At 73.9% G+C, this 24,965-nt stretch carries 20 protein-coding genes; 2 read left to right on the plus strand and 18 right to left on the minus strand.

The window, feature by feature from the left end; all coding sequences use genetic code 11:
• Window positions 1–52 precede the first annotated feature (52 nt).
• Entirely contained in the window at window positions 53–943 is an 891-nt protein-coding gene (locus ABT345_RS14905; RefSeq protein WP_345088740.1) for a diacylglycerol kinase family protein, read from the plus strand.
• Between the two features lie 315 nt (window positions 944–1,258).
• Here the strand turns inward: ABT345_RS14905 and ABT345_RS14910 are convergent, their stop codons facing one another.
• The 14 genes from ABT345_RS14910 to ABT345_RS14975 form a co-directional block, all read right to left on the minus strand.
• The gene (locus ABT345_RS14910; RefSeq protein ID WP_345088742.1) at window positions 1,259–1,915 is read right to left on the minus strand and encodes a response regulator; all 657 of its coding nucleotides are present in this window, start codon (window positions 1,913–1,915) and stop codon (window positions 1,259–1,261) included.
• The gene (locus ABT345_RS14915; RefSeq protein ID WP_345088744.1) at window positions 1,912–3,276 is read right to left on the minus strand and encodes a sensor histidine kinase; all 1,365 of its coding nucleotides are present in this window, start codon (window positions 3,274–3,276) and stop codon (window positions 1,912–1,914) included. The genes ABT345_RS14910 and ABT345_RS14915 overlap by 4 nt, the downstream gene beginning before the upstream one ends.
• Window positions 3,277–3,372: 96 nt before the next feature.
• On the minus strand, window positions 3,373–4,152 hold the full coding sequence (locus ABT345_RS14920; RefSeq protein WP_345088746.1) for an alpha/beta hydrolase family protein: 780 nt from the start codon (window positions 4,150–4,152) through the stop codon (window positions 3,373–3,375).
• A complete protein-coding gene (gene kynU, locus ABT345_RS14925; RefSeq protein ID WP_345088748.1) occupies window positions 4,149–5,492 on the minus strand; it encodes a kynureninase in 1,344 nt (447 codons plus the stop codon). Before kynU ends, ABT345_RS14920 begins: the two co-directional genes overlap by 4 nt.
• The gene (locus ABT345_RS14930; RefSeq protein WP_345088750.1) at window positions 5,485–6,354 is read right to left on the minus strand and encodes a tryptophan 2,3-dioxygenase family protein; all 870 of its coding nucleotides are present in this window, start codon (window positions 6,352–6,354) and stop codon (window positions 5,485–5,487) included. The genes kynU and ABT345_RS14930 overlap by 8 nt, the downstream gene beginning before the upstream one ends.
• 215 nt (window positions 6,355–6,569) lie before the next feature.
• A complete protein-coding gene (locus ABT345_RS14935; RefSeq protein ID WP_345088752.1) occupies window positions 6,570–6,983 on the minus strand; it encodes a DUF3151 domain-containing protein in 414 nt (137 codons plus the stop codon).
• 224 nt (window positions 6,984–7,207) lie between these two features.
• Window positions 7,208–8,920 carry an MFS transporter gene (locus ABT345_RS14940; RefSeq protein WP_345088754.1) on the minus strand — a complete coding sequence of 571 codons (1,713 nt, stop codon included), beginning with the start codon at window positions 8,918–8,920 and terminating at the stop codon, window positions 7,208–7,210.
• Between the two features lie 123 nt (window positions 8,921–9,043).
• Window positions 9,044–10,069 carry a class II fructose-bisphosphate aldolase gene (fbaA, locus tag ABT345_RS14945; protein ID WP_345088756.1) on the minus strand — a complete coding sequence of 342 codons (1,026 nt, stop codon included), beginning with the start codon at window positions 10,067–10,069 and terminating at the stop codon, window positions 9,044–9,046.
• A gap of 253 nt (window positions 10,070–10,322) precedes the next feature.
• Window positions 10,323–10,865 carry an orotate phosphoribosyltransferase gene (pyrE, locus tag ABT345_RS14950; protein ID WP_345088758.1) on the minus strand — a complete coding sequence of 181 codons (543 nt, stop codon included), beginning with the start codon at window positions 10,863–10,865 and terminating at the stop codon, window positions 10,323–10,325.
• Window positions 10,866–10,917: 52 nt separating this feature from the next.
• A complete protein-coding gene (locus ABT345_RS14955; RefSeq protein WP_345088760.1) occupies window positions 10,918–11,763 on the minus strand; it encodes an aldose epimerase family protein in 846 nt (281 codons plus the stop codon).
• 55 nt (window positions 11,764–11,818) lie between these two features.
• Window positions 11,819–12,724: an SRPBCC family protein gene (locus ABT345_RS14960; RefSeq protein ID WP_345088762.1), complete on the minus strand. Its 906-nt coding sequence runs from the start codon at window positions 12,722–12,724 to the stop codon at window positions 11,819–11,821.
• Between the two features lie 77 nt (window positions 12,725–12,801).
• A complete protein-coding gene (locus ABT345_RS14965) occupies window positions 12,802–14,478 on the minus strand; it encodes a polyamine aminopropyltransferase (RefSeq protein ID WP_386460246.1) in 1,677 nt (558 codons plus the stop codon).
• 234 nt (window positions 14,479–14,712) lie between these two features.
• Window positions 14,713–15,231, minus strand: a complete 519-nt coding sequence (locus ABT345_RS14970) for a DUF2617 family protein (RefSeq protein ID WP_345088764.1) — start codon at window positions 15,229–15,231, stop codon at window positions 14,713–14,715.
• Between the two features lie 470 nt (window positions 15,232–15,701).
• Window positions 15,702–15,929 carry a hypothetical protein gene (locus tag ABT345_RS14975; RefSeq protein WP_345088766.1) on the minus strand — a complete coding sequence of 76 codons (228 nt, stop codon included), beginning with the start codon at window positions 15,927–15,929 and terminating at the stop codon, window positions 15,702–15,704.
• 150 nt (window positions 15,930–16,079) lie between these two features.
• On the opposite strand from ABT345_RS14975, the gene ABT345_RS14980 reads away from it, so the two are divergent.
• Window positions 16,080–17,264 carry a pyridoxal phosphate-dependent aminotransferase gene (locus ABT345_RS14980; protein WP_345088768.1) on the plus strand — a complete coding sequence of 395 codons (1,185 nt, stop codon included), beginning with the start codon at window positions 16,080–16,082 and terminating at the stop codon, window positions 17,262–17,264.
• A 38-nt stretch (window positions 17,265–17,302) separates the two neighbouring features.
• On the opposite strand, the gene ABT345_RS14985 is transcribed toward ABT345_RS14980, so the two are convergent.
• The 4 genes from ABT345_RS14985 to clpB form a co-directional block, all read right to left on the minus strand.
• Window positions 17,303–18,943 carry an LCP family protein gene (locus tag ABT345_RS14985; protein WP_345088770.1) on the minus strand — a complete coding sequence of 547 codons (1,641 nt, stop codon included), beginning with the start codon at window positions 18,941–18,943 and terminating at the stop codon, window positions 17,303–17,305.
• Window positions 18,940–21,075 carry a bifunctional polysaccharide deacetylase/glycosyltransferase family 2 protein gene (locus ABT345_RS14990; RefSeq protein ID WP_345088772.1) on the minus strand — a complete coding sequence of 712 codons (2,136 nt, stop codon included), beginning with the start codon at window positions 21,073–21,075 and terminating at the stop codon, window positions 18,940–18,942. Before ABT345_RS14990 ends, ABT345_RS14985 begins: the two co-directional genes overlap by 4 nt.
• A gap of 308 nt (window positions 21,076–21,383) precedes the next feature.
• Window positions 21,384–21,917: a YbjN domain-containing protein gene (locus ABT345_RS14995; protein WP_345088774.1), complete on the minus strand. Its 534-nt coding sequence runs from the start codon at window positions 21,915–21,917 to the stop codon at window positions 21,384–21,386.
• 86 nt (window positions 21,918–22,003) lie between these two features.
• A complete protein-coding gene (clpB, locus tag ABT345_RS15000; RefSeq protein ID WP_345088777.1) occupies window positions 22,004–24,631 on the minus strand; it encodes an ATP-dependent chaperone ClpB in 2,628 nt (875 codons plus the stop codon).
• Window positions 24,632–24,965: the final 334 nt, after the last annotated feature.

A 24,965-nucleotide genomic window follows, 5' to 3' on the forward strand; every position in this document is an offset into this window, starting at 1 on the left:
GCAGCCTTCTGGGCACTCTTCATCGGACTCCGTCCGGGGGACCCCTCTGCTCGTGGTCATCGACCCCGCAGCCCGCACCGCGGACGGCGAGTCCGTCCGTATCGCCAAGGACGTCCTGTGTGCGGGCGCGGGCGCGAAAATCTGCCTTCCGGACGGCCCCGAGGAGTTCGCCCGCGCGCTCTCCCGGCGGGGCCGCAGGCGGCCGGTGGTGATCGGCGACGACCGCGCGCTGCGCTTCGCCGTCGGCGTGCTGCACAAGGAACGGGAGCTGGCACGGGTCGCCGTGTCGGTGGTGCCGGTCGGCGCGGCGGACGCGGTGGCGCTGACCCGGGCGCTGGGCGTACCCGGGAGCACGGTGGCCGCGGCCCGGACCGTCCTGGACGGCGACGCCCGCCCCCTCGATCTGCTCACCGACGACAGCGACGGCATCGTCCTGGGCGGGCTGCGCATCCCGTACGGGGACGGCGCCGCAGCTCCCGGGACGCCTCCGGGTCCCCGGGCGCCCGCCGCGTCCGGGAGCGGCGGGCAGCCCTGGTGGCGCCCGGCGGCGCGCACCGCACGCGCCGCGCTGGCGGCGCTCGCCGCGCAGGCCACCGGGCGGGAGCGGCGCGCCGCACCGGGGCAGCGGCTGCGGATCGAGGCGGACGGCGTGCTGCTGGCGGATCTGGACCAGCCGGTGCAGCGGGTCCGGGTGGTGCCGGGCGCCCGCTCCGGGGACGGCGGGGCACCGGACGGCGCGGCGCCGGGCGCGGGCGACGGCCTGGCCGAGGTGGTGGTGGACCGCCCCGGCTGCGACCGGCCGCTGCGGGCCCGCGCCCGGGCGGTGACGGTCTCCGGCCCTGACTTCCGCTACCGCGCGGACGCGGTGGTCGGCGGCCCGGTCCGGACGCGTACCTGGACGGTGCAGCCGGGCGCGTGGTGGCTGACGCTGCCACGGGAGTGACGGGGGCGGCGGCGCCGGAGTGACGGCGAGGCGGTGCGGCGCGTGGCGCCTTGCCGTCCACAGGCTGTGGACGGTTTCACGTGAAACACCCGCGCGCGGCCCGCCGCGGCCCGAGCGATCCGGCATGCCCGCCCCGGCCCGGCCACCCACGCACCGTCCCGCACCGCGCCCGTCCGGCCCGGAACGCCCGCTCAACCCGGCGCACCCGCCCGGCCCGGCGCACCCACGCACCGTCCCGCACCGCCCACCCGGCGCACGGCACCCGCCGCCCGGATACCTGGGCCCCACAGCCCGGACGCCCCGGTCCCGCCGTCCTCAGCCGCCCGGCGTCACCAGCCGCACCTCGTACGCGAACACCGCCGCCTGGGTGCGGTCCCGCAGTCCGAGCTTCACGAGGATGCGGCTGACGTGCGTCTTCACCGTCGACTCGGCCACCACCAGATGCTCGGCGATCTCGCCGTTGGACAGGCCCTGGGCGACGAGGACCAGCACCTCCGTCTCCCGTTCGGTCAGCTCGCCGATGCGTTCCTGGGCGGGCGCCCGGGGCGTGCCCAGCCGGGAGAACTCCGAGATCAGCCGCTTGGTGACGGTCGGCGCGAGCAGCGCCTCGCCGGAGGCGACGACCCGCACGCCGTCGGCGAGCTGCCCGGCCGAGGCGTCCTTGAGCAGGAAGCCGCTCGCCCCGGCCCGCAGCGCCTGGTAGACGTACTCGTCGAGGTCGAAGGTGGTCAGGACCAGCACCTTCGCGTCCGCGTCGGCGGCGACGATCTCGCGGGTGGCGTCCAGACCGTTCATCTCCGGCATGCGGATGTCCATCAGGACCACGTCCGGCCGCAGCTCCCCGACCTTCGCGACCGCCTGCCGCCCGTCCACCGCCTCGCCGACCACCTCGATGTCCGGCATCGCGTTGAGCAGCACCGAAAAACCCTCGCGGACCATCACCTGGTCGTCGACGATCAGCACCCGGATCATGACTGCGCCTCCCCCGCGGCGGAGACCGGAAGGAACGCCGCGACCTCGAACCCGCCGTCCTCGGTGTGGTCGGCGGTCATCTCCCCGCCCAGCATCTGCACGCGCTCACGCATCCCGAGCACGCCGTGGCCCGCGCCCGGTGACGGGGTGGCGAGCCGGCTGGGCTTGCCGTTGACGATACGCAGCCCTATCCCGCCGAGCACATAGGAGATCTCCACCTTCGCCTCGGCGCCCGGCGCATGGCGCAGCGTGTTGCTCAGCGCCTCCTGGACGATGCGGTACGCGGACAGCTCCACGCCCTGCGGCAGCGGGCGCGCCGCACCGGTGATGACCGCCTCGACGGTCAGCCCGGCGCCGCGCACGCTCTCCAGCAGCCCGTCGAGCCGGTCCAGGCTCGGCTGCGGCGCCTCGGGGTCGTTCTCGGCGAACGCGTCCGGGTCCTCGGAGCGGACGACGCCGAGGATGCGGCGGAGTTCGGTGAGCGCGGCGACGGCGTTCTCCCGGATGGTGGCGAACGAGGTCGCCAGCTCCGGCGGGGTGTGCTCGACGCGGTAGGGCGCGGCCTCGGCCTGGATGGCGATGACCGACATGTGGTGCGCGACGACGTCGTGCAGCTCACGGGCGATGGTGGCCCGCTCCTCCAGCAGCGTGCGGCGGGAGCGCTCCTCCGCGGTGACCGTCTGCGTCTCGACGACGTGCCGCCGCTCCTCCCGCCAGGCACGGACGGCGGCTGCGGCGGTGAGCATGAAGGCCGAGGGCACGGCGAGCGAGATCAGCTCGGGGTAGCCGAAGCCGCCCGTCGCCGTGGCCAGCAGCCCGCCGGCGACGAGCGTGACCACCCACATCTCCAGCGCCAGCCGCGGCCGGGTACGCAGCACGACCAGCGTCATCACCACGACATGGGTGGGCAGCGACACCATCGGCCACGTCGCGTCGTAGTGGCCGATGGCGGCGTCCAGCATCGCGAGGACGAACCCGGCGAACGACACCCAGAACGCGCCGATCGGCCGGAAGAGCGTGAGCACCACCGGCGCCGCGACGATCAGGCAGAAGACGACGGAGAACGGGGAGCGCACAAGGCCGTAGCTGAAGGAACCGTCGTGGCCGACCGTGGCGGAGAGTCCCAGCAGGAGGTTCAGGACCGCGGCGAGCGTGACCACGATGTGCGGCGCCCACCGCACATAGCGCCGGACCCGCTTCGGCAGCCGCTGCCGCCAGCCCGGTACGCCGGGGTCGTCGAGCGGCAGCATCGGGCGGAAGACGAAGGCGTCCTCGACGAGGTCCTTGCGCAGCAGGTGCAGCGCGCCACGGGCGATCCGGGCCTCGGAACGCAGGTCGTCCTGCGACTGGGTCTCTTTCACCCCACCACGGTAAGCAGCGCGCCCCGCCGAATCGTCCCCACGGAAGGGGATCTGCCGAAGTCCGCCTCAAGTACTACGCGGGGTGTCCGGCCGGTCTCAGGAGCCGCCGCGCACCGCGTCCAGCAGCATGCGGAACGCCGCGGCGGACGGGACGAACGGCGCGTAGTGCCCCACCCCGGGCAGCTCGCGCAGCACCGCCGCCGCCCCGGCGGCCCGCGCCGCGGCGACGAAGCTCCGCGAGAGCTGCGGCGGCACCTCCGGATCGTCCGTGCCGTGCAGCACCGTGACCGGGACGCCCACCGGGGGACGGCGTACGGGGTCGGCGGCGGCGAGACGGTCCGCGAAGCCGGGCCCGTCGCCGAGCAGGGCCGCGACAGCGTGATCGCTCAGCCCGAGCCGGTGCGCCGCCGCGAGATCGGCAACCGGTGCGACCGCGACCACCCGCCCGATCCGCCCCGGCTCCGACCGCGCCGCGGTCAGCAGCGCCAGCTGCCCGCCCGCCGAGTGCCCGACGAGCACTGGCGCGGGCGCCGGGCCCGCCCCCCGCCAGACCGCGGTGGCCGCCGCGAGGGCCGCCGCCGCGTCGTCGAAGGTGCGCTCCCCGCCGCCGCCCCCGCCGACCCTGCGGTACTCGACGAGGGCGACGGGCAGCCCCCGCCGGGCCAGTTCGGCGGCGGCGGGGGAGAGATGCGTCCGGTCGTACGCGGCGCGCCAGAACCCGCCGTGCACCAGGACGACGTGCGGGCCGCGGGCGGCGTCGGGCGGCGGGTCGTAGAGGTCGACGCGCTGGTCCGGATGGGGCCCGTAGGTCACGGAGCGGTGCGGCGCCACCGGGGCGAGCCCCAGCAGCGCCGCCTCCTCGCCGGCGCCGCTCACGCGGCGGGGCCGCCGGGCGCCGGGCCGCCGGCCGGACCGGAACCGTCCTGGTCACCGGCCTCGCCGCCGCCGGCCTCGCCGTCCCCGGTCTCGCCGCCGGCCGGCTCCTCCGCCGGCCGCTCCCGCAGCACCTCGCCCAGAACCCGGGCGGCGCGCTCCACGTCGGCGAAGGAGGTGTAGAGCGGGGTCAGCCCGAAGCGCAGCACGTCCGGTTCGCGGAAGTCGCCGACCACCCCGCGCCGGATCAGCTCCGCCATCACCTCGCCCGCCCCGGCGCACTCCAGCGACACCTGGCTGCCGCGCCGCGCATGGTCGTACGGCGTCACCGAGCGGACCTCGCCGGGCGGTACGTACGCGGCCACGCAGTCGAGGAAGAAGTCGCTCAGCGCCAGGCTCTTGGTGCGGACCGCCTCGACGGTGACGCCGTCCCAGGCGTCCAGCGCCGCGTCCAGCGCGAGCAGCGACAGGATGTCGGGGGTGCCGACCCGGCCCCGGATGATGCCGTCGGCCGGTTCGTACCGCGTGGCCATGCCGAACGGTTCGGCGTGTGAGTTCCAGCCCGGCAGCGGCGAGTCGAACCGCTCCTGGAGGCTCTCGCGGATGTAGAGGTACGCGGGCGAGCCGGGCCCGCCGTTGAGGTACTTGTACGTGCAGCCCACCGCGAGGTCGACACCGTGCGCGTCCAGACCGACCGGCAGCGCGCCCGCGCTGTGGCAGAGGTCCCAGACCGCGAGCGCGCCCGCGGAGTGCAGCGCGGTGGTGATGCCGGGCAGGTCGTGGAGGCGCCCGGTGCGGTAGTCGACGTGGTTGACCAGCGCCAGCGCGGTCCGTTCGGTGACCTCGTCGGCGATCCGCGCGGGCTCCACCGGGCGCACCGCCAGGCCCGTGAGCCGCGCCGCGGAACGGGCGATGTAGCCGTCGGTGGGGAAGGTCGTGGCGTCGACCAGGATCTCGGTGCAGCCGGGACCGGCCATCCGGATGCCCGCGACGACCGCCTTGAAGACGTTGACGCTGGTCGAATCACCGACGACGACCCGCCCGGGGGCCGCGCCGATGAGCGGCGCGATGCGGTCGCCGACCCGCTGTGGCGCCTCCCACCAACCGCCCTCGGTCCAGGACCGGATGCGCATCTCGCCCCACTGCCGGGTGACGGCGTCGGCGACCTTGCCGGGTACGGAGCGGGGCAGCGCGCCCAGGGAGTTGCCGTCGAGGTAGACGGTGTCGTCGAGGACGAAGCGGTCGCGGATCGCGGCCAGCGGGTCGGAGGCGTCGAGGGTGGCGGCCTCCGCACGGTGGTCGCGGGGCGCCGGGGGCTCGTGGTTCTCGCGGTGATCAGACATGGCTGCGTGCCGTCCAGAGCTCGGGGAAGACGTTCTTGCGGGCCCGCTTCTCCAGCCAGGCCACGCCCGCGGAACCGCCGGTACCCATCTTGGCGCCCATCGCCCGCCGGGTCGCGACCAAATGGTCGTTGCGCCATCGCCAGACCAGCTCGGCGACGTCGGTCAGCGCCTCCCCCAGGGTGACCAGATCGGAGCTCTGGTCCCCGGCGTACACCTCGGCCCAGACCGCCTCGACCGCCGGATCCGGCTCGTACCGCTCGGCCGGATCGCGCTCCAGGACGGCGGCGGGCACCGCGTATCCGCGGCGGGCCAGCAGCCGCAGCACCTCGTCCCACAGGCTCGGCTCCTGCAGCGCCTTCCCCAGCTCGGCGTGGGCGCGGGGCGAGCCGCGGTGCGGCACCAGCATCGACGCGGACTTCTCACCGAGCAGGAACTCCAGCCGCCGGTACATCGCCGACTGGAACCCGGAGCCCTCGCCCAGCGCCCCGCGGTACGCGTTGAACTGCGCCGGGGTCAGCCGGGCCAGCGGCTGCCAGGCGGCGTTCAGCGCGGTCAGTTCGTGGGTGGAGCGCCGCAGCGCGTCCAGCGCCACCGGCACGTCGTCCCGGCGCAGCGCCTCGCAAGCGGTCTGCCACTCGTGGACGATGACGGTGAACCACAGCTCCATCACCTGGGTGGTCACCAGGAACACCATCTCGCCGGGGTCGTCGGAGAGCGGGTGCTGCAGATGCGTGAGGAGGTCGGCGCGGACGTAGTCCTCGTACGGGGTGGTGGCGTCGGCGCCGATGGAGAGATCCGGCGCGAGCGGCGGATTGCCGGAGGCGGCGGGCGAGCCGTGCGCGGACGGCGAAGGGTGCGACATGAGGGACTCCTCAGGCTGCGAACTCCGGGTAGCGGTCCGCCCCTTCCTGATCGGCTCGGGAGCCCCGGTCCCCTCGGGACGGATCAGCCGCCCCACTCGCATCATCGGTGCTGGTCCCCTGCCGCGCAAGAGCCGACCGGACGTACGGCCGGTTCCGGGAACGGGGCCCCGGACACGCCGGGGGCCGGCCGCGCACGGCCGGCCCCCGGGCCGGGTCAGGAGAGGGTGTCCGCCGCGGTCGGGGACGAGTCGCGCAGGAAAGTGGTGCAGCGCTCGTACTCCGCGTCCTCGCCGATCGCGCGGGCGGCTCGGGCCAGCGCGTGCAGCGCCCGCAGGAAGCCACGGTTCGGCTCGTGCTCGAACGGCACCGGTCCGTGCCCCTTCCAGCCCGCCCGCCGCAGGGCGTCGAGCCCGCGGTGGTAGCCGGTACGGGCGTACGCGTACGACTCGACGGTCCGGCCGCCCTGGAACGCGTCGTCGGCGAGCTGTGCCCAGGCCAGCGAGGAGGTCGGGAACTTGGCCGCGACATCGGCCGGGGCCGTACCGGCGGCGAGCAGCTCGCGCGGGCCCGGGTCGTCGGGCAGATGGGTCGGGGGCGGTCCCCCCAGAAGGTTCTCGTGAATGGCCATGCCCCAAGTCTGCCTGGTCCCGGGGACCGCGCGGCGAGGGCCCGGAGGGGACCCGTACGGGTGGCCGAAAAGGGGCGGTGCGGGGCCGGTGCGAGGCCGGTGCGAGGCCGGTGCGGGGTGCGTACCCGGCGGCCCGTGGCGAGGCCCGGCACCCCGCCGGGGGCCGGTCCGACCGAGACCCGGCACCCGCCGCGGAGACGTCGCCGGGGCTGACGGAGCCCGCCCTACGTCTCCCGGTCGCCCTCCTGACCAGGCCGCTCCTGGCGAGACGGCCCGGACGAACCGGACTGCCCGGACGCCTCCGCCCCGGGCCCGTGCGACAGCCCCGGCGATGTCCCCGCGCCCGCCGGCGGTTCCTCCGCCGCGTCCCCCGGGTCGAGCGGCGGCGCCCCCACCCCGCAGTGGTACGTGCACTCCGGGTGGCACGGCGCCCCGTGCCGCGCCCCCTCGTGCACCACGCTCGCGCCCCCGGCGGTCGCCGCCGCACCGGCCGCTTCCGGCGCCGCGACCGCCTCCGGCTCCTCCGGCGCCGCGGGCACCGTCCGCACCGCCAGGAACGCGATCACCGAGCCGGCCACCAGCACCACGGCGCACCACGGCATGGCCCGGCGGAAGGCCGCGTCGAAGGCGGCGGCCGAGCGGTACGCCTGCGGGCCCATCCCGGCCAGCAGCGGCAGCGCCGCGATCGCCACCAGGCCCGCCGCCCGCGCCGCCGCGTTGTTGATACCGCTGGCCAGCCCGGCGCGGTCCACGTCGACCGAGGCCAGCACCGTCGCGGTCAGCGGCGCGACCAGCGCCACCATCCCGGCGCCCAGCACCACCAACGCCGGGAGCACGTCCACCACGTACGACGCGCCGGCGCCCGCCCGCGTCATCAGCAGCATCCCGACCGCGCACAGCAGCGGCCCCACGGTCAGCGGGATGCGCGGCCCGATCCGCTGGCCCAGCTCGCCCGAGCGGGCGGAGAGCAGCAGCATCAACACCGTGGTCGGCAACAGCGCCGTGCCCGCCTCCAGCGCCGAGTACCCGGCCACCACCTGGAGCTGTACCACCGCCAGGAAGAAGAACCCGCTGAAGGCCGCGTAGACGCAGACCGTCACCGCGTTGACCGCGGTGAACTGCCGGATGGCGAACAGCTCCGGCGGCAGCATCGGGTCCGCCCGCCGCCGCTCCACCGCGACGAACGCCGCCCCCAGCAGCAGCCCGGCGAGGCCCGGCACCACCACCCACGCCGACAGCCCCCGCTCCGGCGCCGCGATCAGCGCGTACGTCACCCCGCCGAGCGCCAGCGCCCCCAGCACCGCGCCCGCCACGTCGAAGCCACCGCGCGCCGCCGCCCGCTCCCGGGTCTCCGGTACGTACCGCAGCGCGATCGGCACGCAGAGCAGAGCCAGCGGCACGTTGAGGAAGAACACCCAGCGCCAGCCCGCGCCGTCCACCAGCCAGCCGCCGACGAACGGGCCGATCGCGGTGGCCACGCCGCCGAGCCCGGACCAGGCGCCGACCGCCCGCGCCCGGTCGTCCGGCCGGAACACCGCCTGGATCAGCGCCAGCGACCCGGGCGTGAGCAGCGCCCCGCCGATGCCCTGGAGCGCCCGGGCGGCGACCAGCACGCCCGGCGTCGGCGCCAGCCCGCACAGCAGCGACGCCACCGCGAACCACACCACCCCGACGAGGAAGATCCGCCGCCGCCCGTAGCGGTCCCCCAGCGCCCCGCCCAGCAGGATCAGCGAGGCGAGCGTGAGCATGTACGCGGTGATCGTCCACTGGAGAACGCCCAGGTCGGCGTGGAGATCATCGCCGATGTGCGGCAGCGCGACGTTCACCACCGTGCTGTCGAGCATCGCCATGCCCGACCCCAGGACGGCGGTCAGCAGCACCCACCGCCCCTGCGGCGAGACCAGGCGAACACCCTCGGGCGGAGCAGGCATCGTCATACGGCGAGCATGCCCGCGATCGGCACCGGATTCCCGCCGGACATGCGCGAGGACCCCGCACCAACCCGGGTGCGGGGCCCTCGTCCGTACGGCGTCAGCTCACTTCGTCCGTACGGCGTCAGCTCACTTCGTCAGCGTGGTGCCCGTGGAGCGCAGGTCCGCGCAGGCCTTGGTGACCCGCTCGGCCATCCCGGCCTCGGCGAGCTTGCCCCAGCTGCGGGGGTCGTAGACCTTCTTGTTGCCGACCTCGCCGTCGACCTTCAGCACGCCGTCGTAGTTGCGGAACATGTGGTCCGCGATCGGGCGGCTGAACGCGTACTGGGTGTCGGTGTCGAGGTTCATCTTGACGACGCCGTTCTCCAGCGCGGTGGTGATCTCCTGCTCGGTGGAGCCGGAGCCGCCGTGGAAGACGAAGTCGAACGGCGACTGCTTGCCGTACTTCGCGCCGACGCCCTCCTGGAGGTCCTTCAGCAGCTCGGGGCGGAGCACGACGTTGCCCGGCTTGTAGACGCCGTGGACGTTGCCGAAGGAGGCGGCCAGCAGGTAGCGGCCCTTCTCGCCCAGGCCCAGCGCCTCGGCGGTGCGCAGCGCGTCGTCGACGGTGGTGTACAGCTCGTCGTTGATCTCGTGGCTGACGCCGTCCTCCTCGCCGCCGGTCGGGGTGATCTCGACCTCAAGGATGATCTTGGCGGCGGCGGCCTTGGCCAGCAGCTCCTGACCGATGGCGAGGTTGTCCGCGAGGGTCTCGGCGGAGCCGTCCCACATGTGGGACTGGAACAGCGGGTTCTGCCCCTTGGCGACCCGCTCGGCGGAGATGTCGATCAGCGGGCGGACGTAGCCGTCCAGCTTGTCCTTGGGGCAGTGGTCGGTGTGGAGCGCGACGTTGATGCCGTACTTCGCGGCCACGACGTGCGCGAACTCCGCGAGCGCCACCGCGCCGCTGACCATGTCCTTGCTGTACTGGCCGCCCAGGAACTCCGCACCGCCGGTGGAGATCTGGATGATGCCGTCGCTCTCCGCCTCGGCGAAGCCGCGCAGCGCCGCGTGCAGCGTCTGCGTCGAGGTCACGTTGATGGCGGGGTAGGCGAACTTGCCCGCCTTCGCCCGGTCGAGCATCTCGTTGTAGATCTCGGGAGTTGCGATGGGCATCTGTCCGCTCCTTGTGAAGTACGGGTATGCGTTTAGGCCCTGACCAGGGGGCGACGACCTCGCCGTCCTCATCTTCCCAGACGGCCCGGATCGGTCGGCATCCCCCGCCGTGCCGGATATGCCGGGGGCGGCCGTTTCACGTGAAACGGCCGCCCCCCGAGGAAAACCACTGGCCGGCGCGGTGGCGTGGAGAAGGTCCCGGCACCACCCGCCGGTTGCCGGGCGGCCGCGCAGCGGTCCCGGCGGCCCTGGCTCAGGCCAGTCCGAGGTCACCGAGACGGTAGCCGGTGAGGTACGGCAGACCGGCGCCGGCGATGGCGTCGGCGGCACCGCGGTCGACGATCGTCGCGACCGCCACGACCTCGGCGCCCGCCTCCCGGGCCGCCTCGACGGCGGTCAGCGGCGAACCACCGGTGGTCGAGGTGTCCTCCACCACCAGCACCCGGCGGCCCTTGATGTCCGGCCCCTCGATACGGCGCTGCATGCCGTGGGTCTTCTGCGCCTTGCGGACGACGAACGCGTCCAGCCGGCGGCCGCGCGCGGCGGCGGCGTGCAGCATCGACGCGGCGACGGGGTCGGCGCCCAGCGTCAGACCGCCGACCGCGTCGTACTCCAGCTCCGCGGTCAGGTCCAGCATCAGCTGCCCGACCAGCGGCGACGCCGCACCGTCCAGGGTGATCCGGCGGAGGTCGATGTAGTAATCGGCCTCCTTGCCGGAGGAGAGCGTCACCTTGCCGTGCACCACGGCCTTGTCCTTGATCTGCTGCAGCAGCGCGCCGCGTACGTCCTCGGTCATGGCCACGAGCTTAAAGGGGCAGGCCCCGGGCACCGCGGCGGGCCGGGCGCGGTCAGCCGAGCGTCCGCCAGCTGAAGGTGGTGGAGACCTCCAGCGGATCGATCGGGGTGACCAGCCGCGGCAGGGTGTTGAGGCCGTTGGGCGGACCGGACTGCGGCTCGACACAGACCGCCGCCTCCTGCTCGTCGTAGACCACGACCCACTCGGCGCGGCTGGCGACGGTCAGCTCCAGGCGGCCGGGCCAGGTCACCGTCGCCCGGACACCGTCCGGCATGCCGAAGCAGTCGTCCCAGGGGCCGGGCAGCGGGTCGATGCGGCGGCCGGTCGGCAGATGGTCACCGCCGCGCTCCTCCTGCCACGCCGCGTCGAAGGACAGCTCCACCGGCGCCCCGCCGCCGTCGAGCCGCCGCACGAACCACGGGTGCCAGCCCGCCTGCGCGGGGAACGAGTCGGCCGCCGCCTCCACCCCCAGCGTCAGCGTGAGCGACCCGCCGTCCTCGGCCAGCTCCACGAGCTGGGTGACGGTGCCCGGGTACGGCCAGGGAGCGGCCGGGTCGGCGAGGTCGTAGGTGAAGACGGCGGTGCGGTCGTCGCGGCGGGCGGTGCGCCAGCGCAGGTCTCGGCCGGTGCCGTGGATGGCGTGCGGCGGGGAGTTGACCGGCATCTGATGCAGTTCGCCGCCGTTGCGGAACCGCCCTTGGTCGATCCGCCCGCACCAGGGGACCATCGGGAAGCAGCCGTACTTCGCGCCCTGCCGCAGCAGTTCAGTGCCGCCGACCCGCAGCCCGGAGAGGCGGCAGCCGTTGTCCGGCTCGATGTCGACCTCGGCATCGCCCGCGGCCAGCCGTACGGCCTCGTGCCGGTCCTGCCGCGCCTGTGTGGTGTTGTCCGTACTCACACCGCCCGACCCTAGGCGATGGCGGCGGGGTCACCGCGGAGCGGTGACCCCGGGATCAGCGGCGGCGGCGCAGCGCCCGGCCGAGGACGACCGCGCCCGCCAGCACCACGGCGGCGGCCGGTGCGGCCCAGCGCAGCGTCGCGGAGGCGGCGTAGGTCTCGGGCGCGGGCACCGGTGCGTACCGGCCGCGCGGCGGGGCGTGGTCGACCTCCTCGGCGCTGCGGCCGATCATCGTCCGCCGGGCGTGCGCGGCCTCGGCGGGCACCTCGTCCTCGTCGTCGCCGAAGTCCTGGCCGTCGTAGGTCTGTCCGTCGTAGTTCTCCCCGTCGACGACGGCGCCGGGGCCCTCGTCGGGGAGCGCTCCGCCGTCGTCGGAGCCCGTCCGGCCGCTGCCGTCCGCGTCCGCCTCCGCGGCGTCGTCCGCCTCCGGGTCGAGGGACGGCGGCGGGACCTCGGCGTCGAAGACGGAGCCGCGCGGGCGGTCGCCGTCGTCGGCCCCGCCGTCCTCCGCCACCGGCTCCCGCGCCACGTCCGCCGCGAGGTTCGCCGCGAAGCGGTCCAGCAGCCGCCGCCCGGCGCTCAGCGCGGTCTGCGGCTCGGCCTCGGCCAGCCGTCCCTCGCTGCGGACCGTTGCGGTGCAGGTCAGCGTCGTGCCGGAGGGGTCGGCGGGGGACAGCCGGACGGCGAGGGTGACGGCGGCGGAGCCGGCGCCGCGGGTCTCCGTGCCCTGCGCCTCGACCGTGACGTCCGCGTCCGCCGCGCCCGGCGAGGCGACCGTCAGCGCACCGCGGTAGGTGATGGTGGAGCCGCCGATCCGCAGCCGCAGCCGGCCTTCGGGGCGCGCGGCACCGGCCTCGGCGTCGAGTTGGGCGCCGGGGACGCAGCGCGCGACCCGGGCCGCCTCACCGAGCGCCCGCCGGACGGTGCCGACCGGAAGCGGAACGTACATCTCATGCTCCATGGCATGCCAGCCTACCCAGCGCCCCCGGGCCCGTACCCGTATCGCGGCGACTTTCCCGGGCCGCCCGGGCGCCGCGGTCAGCCGTAGCGCGGGTGCATCAGCGTCGACGGTGGCAGCCCGCCGATCCGGGCGCCGGACAGCGGCCGGACGCCGCCCGGCAGCGGGGCGCGGACCGCGGCCGGGAGCCGGGGCCCGGGCGCCGCGGCCAGGTCGCGGGCGTGGTGTCCGGCCAGGATGAAGCCCCAGTACCGCGCCGCGGGGCCACTCGCCCCGGAGCCGCCGGCGGACACCGGGCGGGCGCTCTCGCCGCCGTGCCGCCCGGGCGCCTCATACGGCACGGTCGCCAGCCCCGCCGACCGCAGCGTCGACTCGACCGTCCAGAACACCCGGGGCCGGGCCTCGGGCGGCCCGGCGTGCACCGCGAACCGCCCGCCCGGCGCCAGCAGCCGCGCCACCAGGCCGTAGAACTCCTGGGAGTAGAGCTTGGTCCCGGCGGTCATCCGGGGGTCGGGAAGATCGGAGACGATGACGTCGTACGGGCCGTCGCACCGGCGTGCGCAGCGGGCGCTCGCCGCGCGCAGCCAGTCGAAGGCGTCGGCGGTGACGACCGTGACCCGCGGATCGTCCAGGGCGTGGTGGTTGAGGGCGGAGAGCCCGGGGTCGGTGCGGGCCAGATCGCTCATGCCCGGGTCGAGTTCGACGACGGTCACCGAGCGGACCGCGCGGTGGCGCAGCACCTCGCGGACGGCCAGCCCGTCGCCGCCGCCGAGGACCACGACGCGGCCGTGCGGACCGCCGGCGACCGCGGGGCCCACCAGGGCCTGGTGGTAGCCGCTCTCGTTGTCCGCGCTGACCTCCAACCGGCCGTCCAGATAGAGCGCGAGCGGCCCGCCGGAACCTTTCCTCGCGTCCTGCGCACCCTCCGGGCCGCCGGTCATCACCACCTCCTGGACGCCGGTCTGCACCGCGACCCGGGCCGCGGATCCGTACACCGCGTGCCGGGCCGCGCGCTCGAACGGCGCGACCAGCAGGACGCCCGCCGCGAGCAGGACCAGGACGAGCGCGTTGACGGCCAGCAGGCGGCGGCGGGCGCGGCGGGTCAGATCGCGGCGGAAGAGCCACAGGACCAGCGCCCCGCCCGCGGCGGCGTTGACCGTGCCGGTGGCGAGCGCGCCGGTGAGCTGGCCGAGCACCGGCAGCAGCAGGAACGGGAACGCCAGCCCGCCGACGAGGGCGCCCACGTAGTCGGCGGCGAAGAGGTCGGCGACCGCGCCGCCCGCGTCCTGCTGCCGCACCCGCTGGATCAGCGTCATCAGCAGCGGCACCTCGGCGCCGATGAGCACCCCGATGACCAGCGAGAAGCCGACGAGCACCGCACGGGACTGGCCGAACCAGGCGAAGCAGGCGTACAGCGCCATCGCCGAGCAGCCGCCGACCAGGGCGAGCCCCGCCTCGATCGCGCCGAAGCCGACCGCCGCCCGGCAGCGCAGCCGCTTGGCCAGCAGCGCCCCGATGCCCATCGCGAAGACCATCACCGACAGCACGACGGAGGACTGGGTGACGGAGTCGCCGGTCAAATAGGAGGCGAGGGCGACCAGTTCGAGTTCGTAGACCAGACCGCAGGCCGCGCAGACGAAGACCGCGGCGAGGACGAGCAATCGGCCGGGGCCGGACCGCACCGGCAGCCGTGCCGGTCGCATGACCTCCGGTGGCCCGTAGGCGACGGTTGGGACGGGCTCCTGCGGATCGATCATGAAATGAACGCTACGTGACGATTCCGTGCGTATTCGTCACCCACAAGAGTGCAGTCCGCTTTCTACACACGGGAGTTGGGTGGTTGTGGTGCACAGGGGGCGCTCGCCCGTCGTCGCGCGCGGGGCGGTTCGCACCGGGCGCCGGACGGCGGTCCGCGTCCGCGCCGGACGCGGGGCCGGACCGGGGACGCACCCCGGCCGCCCCCGGCGAACCGCCGCGTACGACCGCCCGTTTCACACCGCGGCGGGGATGCGGACACCCACCCTCGTCCGGGTGGTGACCAGGCGCCCCTCCTGGGGATAGGAGTGCCAGGTCCGCCAGCAGACCTCGCCGTGGCGGCGCTGGGCGAGCATCGCGGTGAAGGCGTGCGGTGAGCCGGGGAACGTCCCGGCCAGACCGTGTGGATGATCGGAGACCAGCGCCAGCAGCTCCTGGGCGCGACCGGCGAACGAGCCGCGGGAGAGCGTCTCGACATGGGCGGCGAATTCGTACTCCCACTCCCCGAGGCGCTTGGCCACGCCGAGGGGAAGGGGGGTGCTGCTGCCCGGCATACAGGCGACGGTTTCGGAGCAGGTGCCGCGCTCCTCTTCCAGCAGCACCTGATGGGAGGCCCCCAGCAGCCTCAACTGCACCTGGGCGCCTGCCAGTTGGAGATCGAGAACCGCGAGGGCCGGCAGGGGTTCCCTGCCGAGCGCCCAGGCGAGATCTGATGCACGGGTATCGGTATAGGCCGTTGTCAGGGTCGTGAGCATGGGTTCGGCTCCGCAAGCACGCAGTGGATGGGTGGGCCGGTCCGTCCCGGAGAACGTCGGGGAAATCTGTGCCGGCTCGCGCCCACGCGGGATCCGAGAACTGGGGGATTCTCACTGAAGAGGGAATCACGAATGGCAGGCGACCACAGCGGAATTACCCATGTTCGCGGGCTTTCCATCCCTCAGAGGGCCCATCAGATCATTTGTTCAACCGCCAAGCACACAAGGGCGCTTCGCCCGTCGCCGGAGACGCCGCTACGCGCGATGACCCACGGGCCGTACGGCGGTGGGGGCGAAGGCGGTGGCCACGGTGCGTAGGCGGGCGGCCGGGCCGCGGCGGGGCCGGTGATCCGGCGGGCCGGGCGGCGCCACGGCCGCGGCCTCGCGCAGGTCCGGGGCGACCGGCGGCGCTCCCCGGCGCACGCCGGTGCCCCGGAAGGCGTCCCCGCGCCCCGGCCCCGGAAACCGTCTCAGCAGGAGCCGCCGCCACCGCAGGACGAACCGCCGCCACCGCAGGAGGACGAGCCGCCGCAGCCGTGGTGGCCGCCGTGGTGGCCCGAGCCGGATCCTGAGTCGCCGCCCGCGGCCCACCAACTGGAGCCGCCCGACCGCTTCCCGCCACCGCCGGAACCGCGGGACGCCGCGGACACGATGCCGAGCACCGCCACCACGATCAGCAGGAACAGCGTCACACCCATCTGCCTCACACTCCTTCCGCTCCCCCGAGTGAGGCGTCCGGCGCCGGTGTCCTGGGCGCCGGTGATCCTCCCGTGCCCGGCTGCTGCCCGACCGCCGCTGACTCAAAGCGCAGTTGAGGAAGTCCAGAGGTTCGGCGCAGGATGGCGCGCATGGACCGACCGCTGCTCAACCGCCGCCTGGCCGAATTCGGTACGACGATCTTCGCCGAGATGTCCGCGCTCGCCGTCCGGACCGGCGCCATCAACCTCGGCCAGGGCTTTCCCGACACCGACGGCCCCGAGGAGGTCCGCGAGGCGGCGGTGCGCGCCCTGCGCGACGGCCGCGGCAATCAGTACCCGCCCGGCCCCGGCATCCCCGAACTGCGCGCCGCCGTCGCCGCCCACCAGGAGCGCTTCTACGGCCATCTGGGCCTGACCTGCGACCCCGACACCGAGGTCCTGATCACCACCGGCGCCACCGAGGCGATCGCCGCCGCGCTGCTCGCGCTGGTGGAGCCCGGCGACGAGGTCGTCGCGCTGGAGCCGTACTACGACTCGTACGCCGCCTGCATCGCGATGGCCGGGGGCCGGCGCGTCCCGGTGACGCTGCGGCCGCAGCCGGAGTCCGGGACGTACGCCCTCGATCTGGACGAGCTGCGCGACGCGATCACCGACCGCACCCGGATCCTCCTCCTCAACTCCCCGCACAACCCCACCGGCACCGTGCTCAGCCGCGCGGAGCTGACCGAGATCGCCCGGCTCGCCTGCGAGCGCGATCTGCTGGTCGTCACCGACGAGGTCTACGAGCACCTGGTCTTCGAGGGCGCGCATCTGCCGCTCGCGACGTTCCCCGGGATGCGGGAGCGGACGGTGACGATCGGCTCGGCGGGCAAGACGTTCTCGTTCACCGGCTGGAAGGTCGGCTGGGTCACCGCCGCACCGGAGCTGGTGGCCGCGGTCCGCGCCGCCAAGCAGTTCCTGACCTTCACCTCCGGCGGCCCGTTCCAGTACGCGCTCGCCGAGGCGCTGGCGCTGCCGGACAGCTACTACCGCGGCTTCCTGGACGATCTGCGCACCAAGCGCGATCTGCTCTCCGACGGGCTGCGCGCGGCCGGGTTCGAGGTCTACCGGCCGCAGGGCACGTACTTCGTCACCACCGACATCCGGCCGCTCGGCCACACCGACGGCCACGCCTTCTGCCGGGCGCTGCCGGAGCGCGCCGGGGTCGTCGCCGTGCCCAACGCCGTCTTCTACGACCACCAGGAGCAGGGCGCGCCCTTCGTGCGGTTCGCGTTCTGCAAGAAGACGGAGGTCCTCCAGGAGGCGGTGGACCGGCTCAAGAAGCTGGCCGCCTGACGGGGTCCGCGCGGGGCGGGCCCCGTCAGGGGTGAGGGTCAGCCGGTGACGGTGACCGGCCGGTCCGCGCGGAGTTCGGCGAACAGGCGGCGCGACTTCGCCTTGTCCCAGACGACGACGCTGCCCTTCGAGGTGCCCACGCCGAAGCCGGAGATGGGCACGTTGAGCTGCTTGCCGCGGCCCGAGGACGCGTCCTGCAGCGCCTCGAAGAGGCGGGTCAGCCGGGGCAGCCCGGTGGCCGAGTCGACGATCAGGGTCCTCAGGCCCGCGCCGGCCGTGCCGACGAGGGCGGACGGATTGAACAGGACGTCCCGGGAGGCCGCCTTCGCGGCGAGGGCGGCCAGGAACTTCCGCTGGTTGCGGGAGCGCCCGAGGTCGCCCTGCTTCTCCTGGTGACGCTGGCGGACGAAGGCCAGCGCCTGGCGGCCGGAGAGGGTGTGGCAGCCGCGGGTCAGGTCGAGGCCGGACTTCTCGTCCACGACATGGCGGTCCACGCACATCCGCACCCCGCCGACCGCGTCCACGATGCCGACGAAACCGGCGAAGCCGATCTCGGTGTAGTGGTCGACGCGCAGGCCGGTGTTGGACTCGATGGTGCGGACCAGGAGTTCGGGTCCGCCCAGGGAGAACGCCGCGTTGAGCTTGTTGCGGGCCGGCCGGTGGTGGATGCCGGTGCGCGGGTCGACATAGGCGGGGATCACCACCCAGGAGTCGCGCGGGAGGCTGGTGATCGTGGTGCCGTGGGCGCCGGTGTGCAGCACCATCATCGAGTCGGTGCGGCGCCCCTCGGCGTCGATGCCGGAGCCGGTGTGCAGGTCCTGGGCCTGCTTCGCGGAGAGCCCGGCGCGGCTGTCGGAGCCGACGATCAGGTAGTTGGTGCCCTTGCCGGGGGCGGGCCGGTCCGGCAGCGCGGACAGGTCGACCGTGCTGTCCAGCCGGGAGTCCGCCCAGGCGTAGGCCCCGGCGCCGCCGCCCAGCGTAAGGACGAGCAGCACACAGCACGCCCGGACGGCGCGCCCGAGGCGGGAGCGGCGGCGCCGCGAGGGCCGGCGCACCCGCCGGGGCAGCCCGGCGACCGGCGGTGCGTCCGGCAACGCGGCGTCCTCGTCCGCCGGATCGAGCGGATGCGGCTCGGCCGGCGGCGCGGCCTCGGTTTCGTGCGGCGCCGGGTGCGCGGGCGGGTGCCCGCCGTGCTCCGGGCCGTACGGCACCAGGGCGTCCGGGACGTGTGTCCCGTGCTCCGGTATGTACGCGGTCAGCGGCTCCGGGGCGTACGCGATCAGCGGATCGGTCGCGTAGCCGTCGGGCCCGGGTGCGTACGCCGTCAGCGGTTCGGACGCGTAGCCGTCGGGCCCGGGTGCGTACGCCGTCAGCGGTTCGGACGCGTAGCCGTCGGGCCCGGGCGCGTACGCCGTCAGCGGTTCGGACGCGTGGCCGGCCGGCTCGGGGCGGTGGGGCGCCACGGGCTGCGGGACGTAGGCGGCCTGGGCCGGGACGTACAGCGGGTCGGTGGTCGGGCCGTGCCCCTGGCCGTACCCCGGTCCGTACTCCTGGTGCCCCGCGACGTGGGGGTTCGCGGGCCACGGGAGGTATCCGGTGGTGGGGGTGAGGGGATCGGTGAGGGGGTCGGGAGGGGGTGGTGGGGTCGGTGGGGATGTGGGGGGATACAGGGTCGTCACCTCGTAACGGTCAGACTGCGGCGGTCGTGGGGTCCGCCGATGTGCTGGGCCGCCGCGGCGGCCGTACCGGAGCGGTGCATGCGCTGCCACTTCAGCCGGCTGCCGGTCACGAAGGCGACCACCGACTGGAGGACGACGAGGTACATCAGCTGCCGGTAGACCAGCAGTTGGAAGGGGAGCGCCCACAGCGGACGCCGGGATTCCCCGTCCAGCCGCAGCGCGTAAGCGGCCACGGCGATCTGCACTGCCAGGAACCCGACCCACGTCACGACCGACTTCACCGGGCTGTCCGTGAACAGCACGCTGTAGAGCATGAAGACGTCGATGACGGGGGCGAGCAGCGGCAGCAGTACCTGGAAGAGGAGGAGATAGGAGAGTCCGCGGCGCCCGAAGCGGCCGGCGTGGCCGACCTCCCGGACCGCGCGGCGGTGCTTCCACATCGCCTGGAGCGTGCCGTAGCACCAGCGGTAGCGCTGGCGCCAGAGCTGCCGCAGCGTGGTGGGCACCTCGGTCCAGGCGATGGCGTTCTCCTCGTAGACCACCCGCCAGCCGGCCCGCCACAGCGCCATGGTCAGGTCGGTGTCCTCGGCGAGGGTGTCCTCGCTGAGACCGCCGACGCCCATGAGCGAGTCGAGCCGGAACGCGCCGATCGCGCCGGGCACCGTCGGCATGCACTCCAGGACCTCGAACATCCGGCGGTCGAGGTTGAACCCGAAGACGTACTCCAGGTGCTGCCAGCGCCCCAGAAGGCGGGTGCGGTTGCCGACCTTCGTGTTGCCGCTCACCGCGCCGACCGCCGGATGGGCCAGCGGCTGGATCAGGCGCTCGATCGCGTCCGCCTCGAAGACGGTGTCCGCGTCGACCATCACCACGTACGGGGAGCGGGTGTACGCCAGACCGTGGTTGAGGGCGGCCGCCTTGCCCGCGTTGGGCTGGCAGAGCACCTGCACCCGCGGATCGCGCTCCGCGTACCCCTCCGCGATCTCCACCGTGCGGTCGGTCGATCCGTCGTCGATGACGAGGATCTGGAGCCGCTGGTGGGTGGAGGCGAGGAGCGAGCGCAGCGTGCCGCCGATGCCCGCCTCCTCGTTGTACGCGGGGACGAGCACGGTCACCGGGTCGGTGATCTGGCGCAGCCGGGGCGCGCCGGGCCGCTCCCGCTCCAGCCGTCTGACGTGCGCGCGGGCGAAGAGCACCAGCGTGAACAGCCGGATCAGGCCGAGCGCGGCGGCGATCGTCAGCACCCAGGTCAGGGCGGAGACGGAGCTGCGGCCCAGCTGCTGGAACCAGATCAGCGCGGTGCCCAGCCAGCGCTGCGGGGCGCCCACCTCGGTCATGGCGGGCTCGGTGGCTCCGGTGCCCGCCGAGATGGTGGTGAAGCGGCGGGCGCCCGGGTCGGCCAGCAGCTGCTGGGTCTCGCGGTAGGCGAGGGAGGTCAGGCTGAACTGCCGCACCAGGCCATGGGCGGGCTTGCGGTGGGAGCGGTCCGCGGCGACCAGGGTGTAGCCGTGCTCGGAGGCGCGCTGCGCCGCGGGCCATTCGGCGCCGCACAGCGTGGCCACCGTGGTGGTCATCGGCATCCGCAGCAGCTTCGTCCGGAAACCGTCGGCACCGGCGAACGCGCCCTGAGTGAGCCGGAGTTCGAGGGCGCGGCGCACCCCGGAGGCGTTGCCCAGGTCGGCGCCGGTGTAGGAGTGGGAGCCGATTTCGTGACCCTCGGCCCGGATCTGCCGGACGAGGTCGGGGTACTGCGCGGCGTCCGCACCTTCGAGGAAGAAGGTCGCATGGGCACGGTGCTTCTTCAGCAGGGCGAGCAGCCGCGGGGTCCAGTAGGGGTCGGGGCCGCCGTCATAGGTGAGGGCGACGGTGCCGGCGGGCATCGAGGTGGAGCGGGCACCGTCGCCGTTGACGGTGAGGACGGGTCCGGCGTCCGCCGCGGCGGCGGGCACCGGCCGGGTGCAGTCCTGCTTGATCTTGGAGCCGTCGACCTCGTTCTCGGTCCAGCCCTGGAACAGCAGGGCGCCGAAGAGGACGGGCAGGGTCAGGGCGAGGAAGAGCCAGTGGGCCCGGGGATCCCTCGCCTGCTTGTGGCGGGCGGCGCCGTTGCCGGTCGCTTTACCGCGGGCCGCCATCAGCGGCGGACATCGGGACTGTGCGGGTCACCGGTGCCGTCCGATCTGTTCCGGTCCTGCCGCGGCGCCCGTATTCGCCACCTGGTCTCCACTGTCCGTTCACGCATGGCAGGGGAGTGTATCCGGGCCCTACCGGCCAGTTGGAGATCCGGTTCCCGCCATGGTGAGACAGTCGTACCGGAACGGGCAGCCGCTCCCATACGGCGGGAAAAGCGGGCGTTCCGCGCCGGTCGGGCAGCCCGCCGGACGCGCCGCGGGCCCCCGGAGCGGAAGCGTTCCGGGGGCCCGCGGCGGGCGGTGGAGAGGGCTCAGCCCTCGTCGTCCGGCTTGTCGTCGCCGGAGTCGTCGATCTCGGACTCCAGGCCGAGCTGCTCGACGATCCACTTGTCGAACTCGATGGAGGCACGGACCCAGCTGACCGTGCTCGACACGAAGTGCTCCAGCGCGACACCGGTGCCGACCAGCATCGACGCCTCACCGATCAGCCGGACGGTGCCGTCGTCGTGGGTGTGGGTGTACGCCTTGGGCCACAGGGTGCGGCGGTTCCAGTCGTCGATCGCCTCCAGCAGCTTGGCCTTGTCCTCCAGGCCGTGCGGGCGGTCGTAGAAGGTGCGGACGGAGAAGATCTGCTGCTCCTCCTCGCCGCGGAACATGAAGTACGTGCGGAACTGCTCCCACGGGGCGGCGAGGTCGCCTTCCTCGTCGATGACGTACTTGAGCTCCATCTGGTCGAGGAGCTGCTTGACCAGATCCTGGTCGGGCACGACGGGACCCTCGGGCCCGGTCGGCTGCGGTTCGGGCTGGCCCCCGAAATTCGGAATCGAGGAGGGGTCGATGCTCACCGTGGAATTCCCTTCGTATGGTCTGCGCCATCCTCCACCATGCCCGCCCCGTCCTGGCAACCCCGGACGGGGCGGAGCGTGGCGCGTCAGGCGGAGGCGGACGTCACGGCGAGGTGGTCGCCGTCCACGTCGACGCGGACGGTGTCGCCGTCCAGCACGTCGCCCGCCAGGATGGCGCGCGCCAGCTGGTCGCCGATGGCGGTCTGCACCAGGCGGCGCAGCGGCCGGGCGCCGTACGAGAGGTCCGGCGCCGGGGCGTTTGCCACCGGCTCCTGGCCGAGCCAGGCCAGCCAGGTCAGGGCCGCGTCGCTGACGTCGAGGGTCAGACGGCGGTCGGCGAGGCGCTTTTGCAGGTGGTCGATCTGGATCGAGGCGATCCGCTGGAGCTGGTCGGTGCCGAGCGGGTGGAAGACGACGAGGTCGTCGAGGCGGTTGAGGAACTCCGGCCGGAACGATGCCCGGACACTCTCCAGCACCTTCTCCTTCTTCTGCTCCTCCTTCAGCAGCGGGTCCATCAGGAAGTTCGAGCCGAGGTTGGAGGTGAGGATGAGGATGGTGTTCCGGAAATCGACGGTCCGGCCCTGGCCGTCGGTGAGGCGGCCGTCGTCGAGGACCTGGAGCAGCACGTCGAAGACCTCGTGGTGGGCCTTCTCCACCTCGTCCAGCAGCACCACGCTGTACGGCCGGCGGCGGACCGCCTCGGTCAGCTGGCCGCCCTCCTCGTAGCCGACGTAGCCGGGCGGCGCGCCGACGAGGCGGGCGACGGAGTGCTTCTCGCCGTACTCCGACATGTCGATGCGGACCATCGCCCGCTCGTCGTCGAAGAGGAAGTCGGCGAGCGCCTTCGCCAGCTCGGTCTTGCCGACGCCGGTGGGGCCGAGGAAGAGGAACGAGCCGGTGGGCCGGTCCGGGTCGGCGATGCCGGCGCGGGTGCGGCGCACCGCGTCGGATACCGCGCGCACCGCCTCGCCCTGGCCGATCAGCCGCTTGCCCAGCTCGTCCTCCATGCGCAGCAGCTTCTGCGTCTCGCCCTCCAGGAGGCGGCCGGCCGGGATGCCGGTCCAGGAGCCGACGACGTCGGCGATGTCGTCCGGGCCGACCTCCTCCTTCACCATCGACTCGGCGGACGCCTCCTGCTCCGCCTCGGCGGCAGCCGCCGCCTCCAGCTCCTGCTCCAGCTTCGGGATCTCGCCGTAGAGCAGCTTGGAAGCGGTGTCGAAGTCGCCGTCGCGCTGCGCCCGCTCGGCCTGTCCGCGCAGGTCGTCGAGGCGTTCCTTCAGCTCACCGACGCGGTTGAGGCCCTGCTTCTCCTTCTCCCAGCGGGCGGTCAGCCCGCGCAGCTCCTCCTCCTTGTCGGCGAGGTCGCGGCGGAGCTTCTCCAGCCGGGCGACGGAACCGGCGTCGGTCTCGTTCTTGAGCGCCAGCTCCTCCATCTTCAGCCGGTCCACCGAGCGCTGGAGCTCGTCGATCTCGACGGGCGAGGAGTCGATCTCCATCCGCAGCCGGGACGCGGCCTCGTCCACCAGGTCGATGGCCTTGTCGGGCAGGAAGCGGGAGGTGATGTAGCGGTCGGAGAGGGTGGCGGCGGCGACCAGCGCGGAGTCGGCGATGGCGACCTTGTGGTGCGCCTCGTAGCGCCCCTTGAGACCGCGCAGGATCGCGACGGTGTCCTCGACGGTCGGCTCGGCGACCAGCACCTGCTGGAAGCGGCGCTCCAGCGCCGGGTCCTTCTCGATCCGCTCGCGGTACTCGTCCAGCGTGGTCGCGCCGACCATCCGCAGCTCACCGCGGGCCAGCATCGGCTTGAGCATGTTGCCGGCGTCCATCGCGGAGTCGCCGCCGGCGCCCGCGCCGACGACGGTGTGCAGCTCGTCGATGAAGGTGATGATCTGGCCGTCGCTGGACTTGATCTCCGCGAGGACGGTCTTCAGCCGCTCCTCGAACTCACCGCGGTACTTCGCGCCCGCGACCATCGCGCCGAGGTCGAGCGCGACCAGCCGCTTGTTCCGCAGCGACTCGGGCACGTCGCCCTTGACGATGCGCTGGGCCAGCCCCTCGACGACGGCGGTCTTGCCGACGCCGGGCTCGCCGATGAGCACCGGGTTGTTCTTCGTCCGGCGGGAGAGGACCTGCACCACGCGGCGGATCTCGTGGTCCCGGCCGATGACCGGGTCGAGCTTGCCCTCGCGCGCCGCCGCGGTGAAGTCCGTACCGAACTTCTCCAGCGCCTTGTACGTGCCCTCCGGGTCGGCGTTGGTGACCCGGCGCTCGCCCCGCGACTCCTCGAACGCGGCGAGCAGCTTCTTGGCGGACGCGCCCTGCTCGTCGAGGAGCGCACCGGTGGCGCCGCCCTTGGCCGCGATGCCGATGAGCAGGTGCTCGGTGGAGACATAGGCGTCGCCCAGCTCCTTGGCGCGGTGGGCGGCGTCCGCGAGGACGGCCAGCAGCTCGCGGTCGGGCTGCGGCGGCGCGACCGTCGAGCCCTGCACGCTGGGCAGCGCGGCCAGGCGCCGCTCGGCGCCGCCGCGCAGCACCGCGGCGTCCGCGCCGACGGCGGCCAGCAGATCGGTGATGTTCGCGTTGCTGTCGGCCGGCCCGGCCAGCAGCGCGAGCAGCAGATGGGCGGACGTCATGTCCGCGTGCCCGGCGGTGATCGCCCGCTCGTTGGCGGCGCTCAGCGCCTCCCGGCTCTTGTTGGTCAGCTCGGCGTCCACGGTCGCGGGGTCCTCCTCGTGCTCGGCGTTCTCGTCCTGTACTGCCGGTCCGCCCGTCGGCGGGCGCGTACGGCGCTTCCGCACATGCCCTGACCGACGGCCAGTAAGTTGAGTCTACGACACTCAAGGACGAAGTTGAGCGGGGTTGACTCAAGATTACGGAAAGGGCGGCGGCACCCGGACGGCTTTCGCGGTACCCCGGCGCCGAGCCTGCCGCGCGGCGGCGGCGTCCGGGTTCCCCGCGACGCACGACGCCACACCTACGGGTGAACGGGTTGACATATGCCAGTGGCAGCCGCCGTCGGGCGCCGACACTGACCTGCAACGCAATGGA

It is taken from the genome of Streptomyces sp. NPDC000404, from assembly GCF_040300365.1.
Lineage (GTDB): Bacteria > Actinomycetota > Actinomycetes > Streptomycetales > Streptomycetaceae > Streptomyces > Streptomyces ramulosus.

Excerpts from the sequence above, each read along its gene's own strand:
- ABT345_RS14965 (WP_386460246.1), bottom strand. The coding sequence starts at position 14,478 with ATGATCGATCCGCAGGAGCCCGTCCCAACCGTCGCCTACGGGCCACCG.
- ABT345_RS14960 (WP_345088762.1), bottom strand. The coding sequence starts at position 12,724 with ATGGAGCATGAGATGTACGTTCCGCTTCCGGTCGGCACCGTCCGGCGG.
- ABT345_RS14980 (WP_345088768.1), top strand. The coding sequence starts at position 16,080 with ATGGACCGACCGCTGCTCAACCGCCGCCTGGCCGAATTCGGTACGACG.
- kynU (WP_345088748.1), bottom strand. The coding sequence starts at position 5,492 with ATGTCTGATCACCGCGAGAACCACGAGCCCCCGGCGCCCCGCGACCAC.
- ABT345_RS14975 (WP_345088766.1), bottom strand. The coding sequence starts at position 15,929 with ATGGGTGTGACGCTGTTCCTGCTGATCGTGGTGGCGGTGCTCGGCATC.
- ABT345_RS14990 (WP_345088772.1), bottom strand. The coding sequence starts at position 21,075 with ATGGCGGCCCGCGGTAAAGCGACCGGCAACGGCGCCGCCCGCCACAAG.
- ABT345_RS14910 (WP_345088742.1), bottom strand. The coding sequence starts at position 1,915 with ATGATCCGGGTGCTGATCGTCGACGACCAGGTGATGGTCCGCGAGGGT.
- ABT345_RS14970 (WP_345088764.1), bottom strand. The coding sequence starts at position 15,231 with ATGCTCACGACCCTGACAACGGCCTATACCGATACCCGTGCATCAGAT.
- ABT345_RS14935 (WP_345088752.1), bottom strand. The coding sequence starts at position 6,983 with ATGGCCATTCACGAGAACCTTCTGGGGGGACCGCCCCCGACCCATCTG.
- ABT345_RS14930 (WP_345088750.1), bottom strand. The coding sequence starts at position 6,354 with ATGTCGCACCCTTCGCCGTCCGCGCACGGCTCGCCCGCCGCCTCCGGC.
- fbaA (WP_345088756.1), bottom strand. The coding sequence starts at position 10,069 with ATGCCCATCGCAACTCCCGAGATCTACAACGAGATGCTCGACCGGGCG.
- ABT345_RS14940 (WP_345088754.1), bottom strand. The coding sequence starts at position 8,920 with ATGACGATGCCTGCTCCGCCCGAGGGTGTTCGCCTGGTCTCGCCGCAG.
- pyrE (WP_345088758.1), bottom strand. The coding sequence starts at position 10,865 with ATGACCGAGGACGTACGCGGCGCGCTGCTGCAGCAGATCAAGGACAAG.